General features: G+C 64.7%; 9 protein-coding genes. 2 read left to right on the forward strand and 7 right to left on the reverse strand.

What is annotated here, in order from left to right:
- Positions 1-179: 179 nt before the first annotated feature.
- The 5 genes from AB4Z47_RS27395 to AB4Z47_RS27415 form a co-directional block, all read right to left on the reverse strand.
- The gene (locus tag AB4Z47_RS27395; protein ID WP_441955013.1) at positions 180-1829 is read right to left on the reverse strand and encodes a molybdopterin-dependent oxidoreductase; all 1650 of its coding nucleotides are present in this window, start codon (positions 1827-1829) and stop codon (positions 180-182) included.
- Between the two features lie 159 nt (positions 1830-1988).
- The gene (locus AB4Z47_RS27400; protein WP_441955015.1) at positions 1989-3782 is read right to left on the reverse strand and encodes an AMP-dependent synthetase/ligase; all 1794 of its coding nucleotides are present in this window, start codon (positions 3780-3782) and stop codon (positions 1989-1991) included.
- A 117-nt stretch (positions 3783-3899) separates the two neighbouring features.
- A complete protein-coding gene (locus tag AB4Z47_RS27405; protein WP_441955017.1) occupies positions 3900-4817 on the reverse strand; it encodes an alpha/beta hydrolase in 918 nt (305 codons plus the stop codon).
- Positions 4818-4837: 20 nt separating this feature from the next.
- Complete coding sequence (locus tag AB4Z47_RS27410) at positions 4838-5668, reverse strand: SDR family NAD(P)-dependent oxidoreductase (RefSeq protein WP_441955019.1); 831 nt, start codon at positions 5666-5668, stop codon at positions 4838-4840.
- Positions 5665-7194, reverse strand: a complete 1530-nt coding sequence (locus tag AB4Z47_RS27415; protein ID WP_441955021.1) for a flavin-containing monooxygenase — start codon at positions 7192-7194, stop codon at positions 5665-5667. Before AB4Z47_RS27415 ends, AB4Z47_RS27410 begins: the two co-directional genes overlap by 4 nt.
- A gap of 70 nt (positions 7195-7264) precedes the next feature.
- On the opposite strand from AB4Z47_RS27415, the gene AB4Z47_RS27420 reads away from it, so the two are divergent.
- Positions 7265-7903, forward strand: a complete 639-nt coding sequence (locus AB4Z47_RS27420) for a TetR/AcrR family transcriptional regulator (protein ID WP_441955023.1) — start codon at positions 7265-7267, stop codon at positions 7901-7903.
- A 264-nt stretch (positions 7904-8167) separates the two neighbouring features.
- On the opposite strand, the gene AB4Z47_RS27425 is transcribed toward AB4Z47_RS27420, so the two are convergent.
- Positions 8168-8797: a LysE family translocator gene (locus AB4Z47_RS27425; protein WP_441955025.1), complete on the reverse strand. Its 630-nt coding sequence runs from the start codon at positions 8795-8797 to the stop codon at positions 8168-8170.
- Positions 8798-8802: 5 nt separating this feature from the next.
- On the reverse strand, positions 8803-9828 hold the full coding sequence (locus AB4Z47_RS27430) for a phenylalanine 4-monooxygenase (RefSeq protein ID WP_441955027.1): 1026 nt from the start codon (positions 9826-9828) through the stop codon (positions 8803-8805).
- 633 nt (positions 9829-10461) lie between these two features.
- Between AB4Z47_RS27430 and AB4Z47_RS27435 the strand changes: the two genes are divergently transcribed.
- Positions 10462-11525 (forward strand): NERD domain-containing protein (locus AB4Z47_RS27435; protein ID WP_441955029.1); only part of this gene is annotated, 1064 nt, incomplete at its 3' end.

An 11525-nucleotide genomic window follows, 5' to 3' on the forward strand; every position in this document is an offset into this window, starting at 1 on the left:
TCGGGTGGCGGTTCCGAACTGGTCGAAGCCGGTGCAATTCGTCATTCGAGCTGCGATCGGAGTGGGCGCTCGGCCGAGGTGGCCAGGGCGCGGTAGAGGGTGGATCGGCCGAGGCCGAGACAGCTTCCTCCAGATTCGGATCGGGCGCCGATTGCCGAAATGAACCTATAGCCCCGAGTTCAGCCGACCTGGACCGTGACGGAGGGGTAGCCGGTGGCGCCGTCGGGAACCACATCGCGGCGCTCGGCGGTCTGGGTTTCGCCGGTGCCGTCGGTGGCGCGGGCGCGGATGGTGTGCGGGCCCGCGGTGGCATCCCAGTCGAAGACCCACTGTCGCCAGGTATCGACGGACTGTTCGTCGGCGAGACGCGCCCGCTGCCATGCCTCGTTGTCGATCTGGACCTCCACGCCGCGGATGCCGCGATGCTGCGCCCAGGCGATACCCGCGATGGGGATGCGGCCCGGCTCGATGCGGCCGCGAGCGCGTGGGGTGTCGATGCGGGTACCGGTCTTGATCGGACCGAGTGCCGACCAGCCGCGGCCGGTCCAGTAGGCGGTGGCGCGGTCGAAGCGGGTGACTTCCAGTTCGGTCACCCATTTGGTGGCCGAGACGTAGCCGTAGAGACCTGGGACGACGAGGCGGGCCGGGTAGCCGTGTTGTACCGGCAGTGGTTCGCCGTTCATGCCGATGGCAAGCAGGGCGTCGCGTCCGTCGGTGAGCACCGACAGCGGAGTGCCCGCGGTCCAGCCGTCGGTGCTGTGCGAAAGCACCATGTCGGCGTCTGCGTGCGGTCCCGCCTCGGCGAGCAGCCGGTCCAGGCGGTAGCCGAGCCAGCGGGCGTTGCCGATCAGGTCGCCGCCGACCGGGTTCGACACGCAGGCCAGGGTGACCAGGTGTTCCTCCACCGGACGATTGGCCAGATCCGCCCAGGTGAGCCGGATTTCGCGGTCTACCATGCCGTGGATGCGCAGTGACCAGGAGTCCTTGGACACCTGCGGCACGATCAGCGCGGTGTCGATCCGGTAGAAGTCGTCATTCGCGGTCAGGTACGGCGTCAGCCCGGGAACACGCAGGTCCACGCCGGGCGCGAGGGGCTGCGCGGGAGCGGTCGGCTCCGGCAGCCGCACCGCGGCTCGCTCACCGGACACATCCTGCCGCCGGGCACTGAGAAGCCGCCCGCCCAACCCGGTCACCACGGCCGAACCGCCCGCCACCAGCAGACCCCGCAAAACCTGCCGCCGCTGCGGAGCGGCGCCCTTCGGCGCCGCGTCGACAGCCGTCGCGGCCGGTACGGCGGCAGCGCCGCCGGGCGGTGCGACTTCGTCGCTCGGCCTGCTGGATTCGCTTCCGGTGTCCTGTGTTCGGTGGTCTGGTCGCTCGAATACAGAGGACGCTTCGGCCTCGGCCATGCTCTCGATCCGGTGGGTCAGCACGCGCAGCGCATAGATACCGACGGCGACACCGATGACCGTCGGTAGTGCACCGGAGATGCTGGTGCGGGCCGCCGCCGCGCCGGCAGCGATCACTCCGAAGACGGCGAGCAACAACGAGCCCGTGGCACGGGAGGGGCGTTCGACCGCTCCCGCCAGCCCGGCGACGACGAGGGCGACCATGCCCATGATCAGATACAGCACGGACTTGTCGTTCGTGCCGAAGGTATCGATGGCCCACTCGCGCAGGCTGTCGGGCGTGTGATCGACCACGACCGAGCCGAGGGCGTTGAGCGGCGCGGTGCGGGCGTCGGCGAAAGCCGCGACCAGTTCGGCCACGCCGAGCGTCAGCCCCGCCGAGACGATCCCGGCCACCACCCGCAGTCGCAGCTCGGCCATGAAATCGAGCCTACTGCCGGTTGCGCCCGCACAGTGTGACCATTCCATGACGTGCGAACCGTGCTTGTCGGCTCTATCTCCGCGCGGCCGCCGAGGTTCGCATACGAGAAAGGCGCTGCCCGCGAACCACTCTGCGGACAGCGCCTTTCGGTGGCAGGGTCAGCCGTAGATCTGCGCCACGTCGTCGGCGTGCTGCTTCATCACCACAGCGCGCTTGAGCGACATCTTCGGAGTGAGTTCGCCGGTCTCCTGGGTCCAGTCGGTCGGCAGGATGCGGATCTTCTTGATCTGCTCAGCGTGCGAGACCTTCTTGTTCGTCTCCGCCACCGCGGCGTTGACTTCGGCGATCAGGTCCTGGTTCTCGATGAGCTTCGCGATCGGGGTGTCGGCGGGCAGGCTGTTGCGCTCCTTCCAGCCGGGCAGCGACTCCGGGTCGAGGGTGATCAGCGCGCCGACGAACGGCTGGCCGTCGCCGACCACCATCACCTGGCTGATCAGCGGGTGCGCCCGGAGTGAGTCTTCGAGCAGCGCGGGGGAGACATTCTTGCCACCGGCGGTGACGATGATCTCCTTCTTGCGGCCGGTGATCGTGATGAAGCCGTCCGCGTCGATGGCGCCGAGGTCACCGGTCTTGAACCAGCCGTCCTCGAAGGCCTCCGCGGTAGCCTCGGCATTGCCCCAGTAGCCGTTGAACACGACCGAGCCGCGTACCAGCAGCTCGCCGTCCTCGGCGATCTTGGCGGCGTGGCCCTCGATCGGCCTGCCGACCGAGCCGACCCGGATGTGCTCCGGGGTGTTCGCGGCGACGGCCGCCGTGGTCTCGGTGAGGCCGTAGCCCTCGTAGATGGTCACCCCGACGCCGCGGAAGAAGTGGCCGAGGCGCGCACCGAGCGGGCCGCCACCGGACATGGTCGCCTCGCACTGGCCGCCGAGTACGGCGCGCAGTTTGCTATAGACCAGCTTGTCGAACAGCGCGTGCTTCAGCTTGAGTGCGATCCCGGGGCCGCCGTTGTCGATCGACTCGCTCCACGCGATGGCGGTGTCGGCCGCAGCGTCGAAGATCTTGCCCTTGCCGCTATCGTGCGCCTTCTGCTTGGCGCTGTTGAACACCTTCTCGAAGACGCGCGGCACCGACACGATGAAGTGTGGCTGGTAATTGCCGAGCTGCTCGACCAGGGTGGACCAGTCGGCAGTGTGCGCGACGGTCACCTTGGCGTCGAACGCGGTCAACGCCAGGCCGCGCGCGAAGACGTGCGCCAGCGGCAGGAACGCGAGGGTCTTCTTACCGTCGGTGATGTATTTGCTCAGCGCGATCCGGCAGGATGCGGACTCGGCGTAGAGGTTGGCATGCGAGAGCATGACGCCTTTGGGCCTGCCTGTGGTGCCGGAGGTGTAGATCAGGGTGGCCGGCGACCCGGCGTTGACCTGCGCGCGGCGGTCGTGCACGGCCTGGTCGTCCAGCTCGGCGCCCCGCTTGGTCAGCTCGTCGAGCGCACCCTTGTCGATCTGCAGGATCTCCTTCAGATCCGGAAGCGACCCGGTTTCGATCTGGTCGATGACCTTACGGTGCTTGTCGCTGTCGAGGATGAGCACTATGGTGGCAGAGTCCTGCAGTATCCACTTTGCTTGCTCGGCGGCGGAGCTGTCGTAGATGGCGACGGTGCATCCGCCCGCGGCCCAGATGGCGAAGTCGAGCACGGCCCACTCGTATCGGGTCGGGGCCATGATGCCGACCCGCTCCCCGAGTTCGATGCCCGAGGCGATCAGGCCCTTGGCCACGCCGGTGACGGTTTTCGCGAATTCCGCGGCCGTCACGTCCTGCCAGCCACCGCTGCCGTTCGGCACGTTGAACAGCACCGCGTTCGGCGACTGCTCGGCGTGGCGGAAGACGTTGTCGGAATTGTTCGCGTCATCCGGAATGGTGTAGGAAGCCGGGACTTCGAACTCTCGCATCAGTGCCCTTCCACGTGTGTTTACTCGCCAGTAATCTACGACACCTGCGTCAGGGCCGTGAGGTGGACCACCGAAACGAATCCGCACGCCATCGCGGACTACGGATCCGCAACGCATTCATCCTAGGTCGCGAAGGTCCGCCGGTCGGATCGCTTCGCGCAGGAATTCGGCGAGTTCGCGCAACGCGGCGGCCGCGGACGCCACCAATGCGGCCTGCAACTGCGCGACGTGCCAGAGGCCCTCGCTCTCTGTGAAGTGGACGTGCACGCCCGCCGCCCGCAGCGCGGCGACCAAATCGATGCACTGCCCGTGTAGCAGCTCGCGCACGTCGACCTGGACGTAGGTCGGCGGGAGGCCGCGCAGCTCACCGGTCAGCGGAGCGTAGCCGGGATCGGTCGGGTCCCCGGCACTCAGGTAGGCGGTCGCACAGGCGCGCGACCACGGCTTGCTGATCACCAGATCGCGCTCGCGGTCCGGGATCCGGTTGGGGTCCCCCCACGGCGCGATCAGGCCGAGCGCGGCGGGAGTGTGCCCGTGCCGCGCGATCAGACGCTGCGCCAGCGCCAGCGCGAGTCCGCCGCCGGCGGAGTCACCGGAGACGGTGATCTGGTCCGGGCGGTAGCCGGCGCTCGACATCAGCTCCAGGAATGCCGCCTCGGCGTCGTCCAGCGCGGCGGGGAACGGGTGCTCCGGCGCCAGCCGGTAGTCGAGGACGTAGACCGGGCAGCCGGTGTCCCGCGCGAGCCGGGCTGCCAGCGAACGGTGCGTGGCGAGGGAACCGACCGCGTATCCGCCGCCATGCAGGTAGAGCACGGCGCCCTGGGGCGAAGAATCTCCGCCGGTGATCCGCTCCGCCGGCCTACCGCCGAGACGCAGCGTTTGCACGACGCTGCCCTCGGGCAGCAACTGCGCCCGCGAGCTCACGTCGAGCAATAGGCGCTGCATCGGAAACGGCAACCGCTTGTTGAGCGTGACCCGAAAGATCGGATTCAGCAGGGCCCGCGCCACGGGCAGCGGAAGGTTGATGTCCCGCATGATTGTTCCTCGAATCCGGATCAGGGCAGGAAGCGGCGCTCGACGCCGGCCGCGATGCGCTGGTAGCCCGACGCGGTGATCCGCACGAACACGTCGAGCAGCTTGGCCTCCCAGCCGATCAGCACGCGGCCGTGCCCCCTGCGCACGCCTTCGGTGATGGTCTGCGCGGCCATCTCCGCGGTGTGGATGGCAAGCTTCTTGTCGAACATCGAAGCCGCCGACGTGCCATCGATGCCTTCGGCGTAGGTGGCGTTGCGCGCCACCGCCGTCTTGATGCCGCCGGGATGCACACAGGTCACCTTGACCGGGTGCCCGGCGACCAGCATTTCCTGGCGCAGCGACTCGGTGAAGCCGCGCACCGCGAACTTGGCCGCGTTGTATGCGCTCTGGCCGGGGATCGCGATCAGGCCGAACAGACTGGACACGTTGACGATGTGGCCGTCGCCGGATTCGATGACCATCGGTAGGAAAGCCTTGGTGCCGTTGACGACGCCCCAGAAGTCGACGTCCATGACGCGCTCGAAGTCCTTGAATTGCGAGCGGATCACCTCGCCGTGGTGGGCGATACCCGCGTTGTTGTAAACCTGGTGCACCGCGCCGAAGTGCGCCTTCACCGCGTCGGCATAGTGCAGCACCGCTTCGCGCTCGACCACGTTCAGCCGGTCGGATTCGACCTCGGCGCCGAGCTGTTCGCAACGACGCGTGGTCTCGGCGAGCCCCTCGGTGTCGATGTCGGACAAGGCCAGTTTGGCGCCGCGCTCGGCGAGATTCTCGGCCAGCGCGCGACCGATACCGGAGCCCGCTCCGGTGATCACACACACTTTGTTCTTGAAGTAAGCGTCATTGCTCACTGTGCTACCGCCTTCAGGTCGGCTCGGGAGAGGGATACGTCGTAAGCGGCCACGTCGAATCTCTTGGTTCGCCTACGGAACTCGAAGGTGAAGTCAGGCCACAGTGTGGTGTTGTTGCCATGCTTGTCCAGGTACCAGCTGGAGCAGCCGCCGGTTACCCAGACGCTGCCGGACAGCTTCTGCTGCAGGTCCTTGTTGTAAGCATCCTGCATATCGCGGCGGACCTCAACGGTCCGAAGTCCCATCCGGTCGACGGTGGCCAGCGCGTCGGCGACGTAGTTGATCTGCGATTCGATCATGTACACCATCGACGTGTGCCCGAGGCCGACGTTCGGGCCGAGCAGGAAGAACATATTGGGGAAGTTGGCGATCGTGCTGCCCTTGTAGCCCTGCTGGCCGATCTCGTCGAACACCTCCGACAGGGTGCGACCGTCGCGGCCCACGATCGTGTCGTAGGTCGGCGAGTCGGTGACGTGGAAGCCGGTCGCGACGATCAGGGCGTCGATCTCCCGCTCGGTGCCTTCCTTGGTGACGATCGAGTTCTTGCGGACCTCGGCGATGCCGTCGGTGATCACGTCGACGTTGGGCCGGGCCAGCGCCGGGTAGTAGTCGTTGGAAATCAGCATGCGCTTGCAGCCGATCCGAAAGTTCGGGGTGACCTTGGCGCGTAGCTCGGGATCGCGGATCTCCTGCCGCAGCTTCGCTTTCGCGAGCAGCTCGAACACCTGCATCAACGCGGGAAACTTGGCGAGGCCGACCACCTGGGTCTCGCGCGCGGCGTAGATCGCCGCGCGGGATAGGCGCTGCAGACCGGGCACGTACCTGAAGGCCAGCCGCTCGGCCTTGGTGTACGGGCGGTCCAGGCGCGGCAGCAGCCAGGGCGCGGTGCGCTGGTAGACGTCCAGCTGGCCGACCTTCGGGGCGATGGCGGGCACGATCTGGATGGCCGAGGCGCCGGTGCCGATGATGGCGACCCGCTTGTCGGTGAGGTCGGCGTCGTGGTTCCACCGCGCGGAGTGGAAGACTTCGCCCTCGAACCCGTTGATGCCCTTGATGTCCGGCAGCGCGGGCTCACACAGCGCGCCGACCGCGGACACGACGGTATCAGCGGTGAAACTGCCCTGGCTGGATTCGATCTCCCAGACCGCGGAGTCGTTGTTCCAGCGGGCACTGGTCACGTCGCAGTCGAAGAGGTGCTTATCGCGCACGCCGTAGCGTGTGGACACGTTCTCGATGTACTGCTGGATCTCGCCCTGACGGGAGAACGACCGCGACCAGTTCGGGTTGAGCTCGAAGGAGTACGAGTACAGGTGTGACGGGACGTCGCAGGCCGCGCCGGGGTAAGTGTTGTCGCGCCAGGTGCCGCCGACATCGCTGCCGCGCTCCAGTACAAGGTAATCGTTGCGGCCCTGCTGGGTCAGTCGGATGGCCAGACCCAGACCCGCGAACCCACTGCCGATGATGATCGTCTTGGCGTGGCGGGTGGGCCGGCCGGCGACAGTTTTGTCTGTAACCTTGCGACTCATGTATCCGAGGATACGGTTCCGCCGAGTGGCAGTCAACAGTATTGACTAGCGTTCAGTAAGCGTCGGTAGCATGGGTCCGGTGCGCAGGAGGAGTTCCGGGGAAACCGCCAAACGGGTCCGCATGAGTCCGGACGAACGCCGCGAGCAGCTGATTGCCTTGGGCGCCAAGATGCTTGGCGATCGAGCCATTGAAGATATCTCCGTCAGCGAGATCGCCGAACAGGCAAGCGTCTCCCGCGGTCTGCTCTTTCACTACTTCCCGACCAAGCAGGACTTTCAGCTGGCGATTGTGCGGCATGCCAACGCCGAGTTGCTCGAGCGAGTCACCCCCGACCGTAATCTCGGGGTCTTCGAGATGTTGCGCGACTCGATCGAGCGCTACGTCGAATACGTCAGCGAGAATCGCAGCTCCTACCTGGCGCTGCTGAGCGGTCCCACCAGCGTCAGCCCCGACCTGGCGCCGCTGGCCGACCAGACCCGCGACGCCATCATCGCCATCATCCTCACCGAGGCGCCGGTCGACGACGCCGACCGGCCTCGCCTTACACTCGCCATGCGCGGCTGGATCGCCTTCGTCGAGGAAGCCACCCTCACCTGGCTGCGAACCGAACCCATCCCGCGCGAGCAACTCATCGACCTACTCGTCGAATCGTTGATCGCCATAGTCCTTTCCGTCGATCCGGCTTTGGCGGCCGTGCTGCGCGGCTGACCTGCGGTCCTCTACCGGTGGAGCGACGTGGGCGATACGTCGAAGTGCTTACGGCGGCGCGTATCCAGGTCGGTGTCTATTCATTCGGTAGGCGGGCAACGCCCGCTGCAGCGCAGTGATCGGCCACGTGCAGCCGGTCCCACCGCTACAGGTTGTCGCCGGAGGGCGGCATTTCCTGCTGCGCAGCACATTCCGGACCCTGAGCGGAGATGAACTCTCTGCCGAGGCCGTAGTTTTGGCGCAGTGCGTCCGATTGACTCGAGGTCAGTAGCCCAGGACGATCCGTGCGCCCAGCCCAATCAGTATGACGCCTGCGATCCGCTCGATCCACGATCGGATCCTGGTATTCGACAGTACGGGCCCGATTACTTTCAATCCGGCCGCGAACAGGGTCCACCACACTACGGCGACAGCTAGAAACGTTATTGCCAGGATTGCCGTGGTTTGCATTTTCGGCTCAGTCGCCGTGACGAACTGAGGGATTAGTGTGAGAAATAGCAGGGCAATCTTCGGGTTGAGAAGATTCGAGATCACACCCTGCCGGTATGCTGCACCGGACGGGATCTCGAACCGGGCACGTCCGATTTCCGCCGGAGCCGTATTCGACTTTCTTACGGTAGACATAACCGCCCGGATGCCGAGATAGGCGAGATATATTGCGCCTATCCAGCGAACCGCATCGAACAACCGCGGCGATGTCTGCAGCAACGCTGCAATGCCCAACGCGGCAGCCAGAGCGTACGCTGCGATGCCGGTGCAACACCCCAGCCCGGTTATCCAGGCCCCTTTCATGCCGGCGACCAGACCGTTGCGGAGCACCAGGATCATATCCGGGCCGGGGGTGACCGTGAGCAAAAGGATAACCCCGAGAAAGGGCAAAAACTCTTCGGGCATGCCGCTCAGATCACCCAGGAGGCGTTCAGCTTGGACGGATACTCGTCATCGACATCCTGCAGAAATTTGCTCACGACATCTTCGAAATGGTCGAGAGACCGGGCGCAGAAGAGGACTGGCTGATACGTCTTGTCATCATAATCTTGAGAGACCATATCTGCGGGATCCATCGGCCTGATCGTGGCATTGCGGAACTGGGCTAGTTCGCCGTATGACGACAGCAAACTGGCGCCGCACACCATGGGATCGCCATTCTCTCTGATCAAGCCGCATTCCATGGTGAACCAGAAGAACCGCGAAATAGCCTCTACCGCAGCCGATGTCGTCACGCGTCGTACGGCTCGTCCAACCAGGCGATACATGTCGGCGAACCGCTTACTGGCCAACATCGATCCGTGTCCGATTACCTCGTGGACCATGTCGGGTTCTGGTGAGAAAAGGGGCTGAGACAAGTGTCTGATGTACTGAGTGGAATTGAAAGTGTCATCGGCCAGTGAGCCGTAGAACTGCCGAACGGGAACGATTCCGACAGCTGGAACGTATCCGAATCCGCTTATTTCATTCAACCTTTGCGATACTGCGCGGAGCTGTGGTACATGATCAATCGGTAACTGCAGTCTCGCACTTGCTTGAAGGATCTCTCTGCAGGCGAATGTGTTATGCCGCTCGGCGAGCAGATCAGAGATCTGCCGCCAGCATTCGTCATCATCTGGATTGTAATCTATCTCAGGTATGGGATCACCCGGTCGGTAACGCGTTGCCGCCATTGCTATAGCGTTACGTCGGCGACGGTAGTTATCGTCACTGTAGCCAGGATGGCCCTGCGCCAACATTACAGTTGAAGGTTCCTTGTTGCCTGAATAGGACCATGTTCCATATTCCACTGTAGGCATGAATGCCCCTTTTGCAAAACGAACTATAACCGACGATACGACACGGTCTAATTCTTCGATCTTCCATGAAATGAGCCGCTCGCTGGTATCGGGTAGAGGATATTCGATCGAGCGTACAGTCGCAAGTCTTAAATGCATACCTCCAACATTGGGAACAATGTGAACATGCCTGCATGTAATGTTTATGCATAATCGCGGGTCTGGTTTGCCTTTGCGCATCCGGACTGCTACCTAAGTAGTGCGTAAGTAATTGCGACATGTCAGGGTGGTTTCCCTGAAAATCGAATGCGCTCGGGGAGAACCCCTGTGTGCGTAGTAACGGCGGCCGCAAACTGGATCGCATAGACACTCGAGGTGCGGCGGACGCGCGTGGTCGAGCAGGCCGTCGTGGGCGCGCAGCCTGAGGGGTGGTGCGGACGTAACAGCTAACCGGCCCTGCGCAGTTGGCCGATGCGCGAGATGGGGCGCCGGACAGCCGAAGACAGCGCATCGTGGCCTTGCCGAGGATTGGATGCTGTCTTCGGGCGAAATGGGGCAGCACCGAGTCCGTCATCGACCTGACGGCGGTCGGGCGATGGCTAACGGGTTGGGTAGATTCGCGGCGGTTGGTGTCGCGCATCCCGTCACTGTGCCCCTGCCCCCATGCTGGACGTGGCCTGCCCTTCTGCTGCCAATGCCGTGCTCTTACAGTGCCTTTCGATTCGTTGCCGGACTTCGCGCCGAATATCGTGGAGTGGTCGATTGTGTGGAACGCGATGGAGGTGGCCGCTGATGTTGGTCATCAACGAACGTACGACGGCGCCGCGATCCGAGCAGCGTGTGCTCGACTGGATGCGGACCTGGACCGGGCAGTACGTCATTGTGGGACTGGCGATCTCAGGGTGCTACCTACCTGACGCCACTGGCAAGGGAGAGGCTCAGGAAGCCGACCTGGTCGTGATCACGCCTAGAGCTGCGGTCGTGGTCGAGGTAAAGGTGCCCGCGCCAGAAGCCATGACGGGTGTTCTCTCGGTGCAGGCCAACGGGCGTTGGCGACTCTCCGGCTTCGAGGGTGACCCGATCCACGTGCGCGACAACGACAGCAGCCCGTTCGACCAAGTGTCGAGCAACGTCTTCAACCTAGAGGAACTGGTGCGCAAGCATCACGCCGACGCGTTCGTCGACGGCTTGATCGTCGTGGTGCCGCCCAGAGATTCGAACATCACACTGAACATCGAAACGCGCAGGCGCGGTTGCGGGGTGGTGCTCGGATCCAGCCCTCGTGAGCTGCGCGCCTGGTTTCACCGCACTGCGAGCCGAAAGCTCATCTGGACCGCCGAGCGCGTGCACGCCTTGCTCGACGACTTGAACCTGGCCGATCAGGTGACTCTCGAAGATCTGGTTGCGGATGGCTTTCCACTGGAGCCGAAGCTGCGTGCCGGGTCCCTGGCGGCGCTCGACAGCGCAGCGTGCGAGCCTCGCCCGGTCGACGGCACGTCTTCCACCGGAAGCTCGACCGCCACCGGTATGCCCGCGAATTCAGACATCCCGCCAGCGCATTCCAGAGTCGAGCAGTCGGGCCCAGGGTCGATTGCGCCGCAGCTCAACGTATCCAGCTCGATACAGCCGGCCGAGATCGATGACGTGCCAGACGAAGACGATCAGACGGCATCGGCGCGGCCGATTCCGTCGCTCGCCGCGGCACGGATGCGGACGCGATCCGACGTCTCGGAACCTGCGGTCTCGGAACCTGCGGTCTCGGAACCTGCGGTCTCGGAACCTGCGGTCTCGGAACCTGCGGTCTCGGAACCTGCGGTCTCGGAACCTGCGGTCTCGGAACCTGCGGTCTCGGAACC

The organism is Nocardia sp. 2TAF39 (assembly GCF_052114905.1).
In the GTDB taxonomy this organism is placed as follows: domain Bacteria; phylum Actinomycetota; class Actinomycetes; order Mycobacteriales; family Mycobacteriaceae; genus Nocardia.

Coding starts and splice junctions, on each gene's coding strand:
- AB4Z47_RS27425 (WP_441955025.1), bottom strand. CDS start 8,797: ATGCCCGAAGAGTTTTTGCCCTTTCTCGGGGTTATCCTTTTGCTCACG.
- AB4Z47_RS27430 (WP_441955027.1), bottom strand. CDS start 9,828: ATGCATTTAAGACTTGCGACTGTACGCTCGATCGAATATCCTCTACCC.
- AB4Z47_RS27420 (WP_441955023.1), top strand. CDS start 7,265: ATGGGTCCGGTGCGCAGGAGGAGTTCCGGGGAAACCGCCAAACGGGTC.
- AB4Z47_RS27405 (WP_441955017.1), bottom strand. CDS start 4,817: ATGCGGGACATCAACCTTCCGCTGCCCGTGGCGCGGGCCCTGCTGAAT.
- AB4Z47_RS27400 (WP_441955015.1), bottom strand. CDS start 3,782: ATGCGAGAGTTCGAAGTCCCGGCTTCCTACACCATTCCGGATGACGCG.
- AB4Z47_RS27415 (WP_441955021.1), bottom strand. CDS start 7,194: ATGAGTCGCAAGGTTACAGACAAAACTGTCGCCGGCCGGCCCACCCGC.
- AB4Z47_RS27395 (WP_441955013.1), bottom strand. CDS start 1,829: ATGGCCGAGCTGCGACTGCGGGTGGTGGCCGGGATCGTCTCGGCGGGG.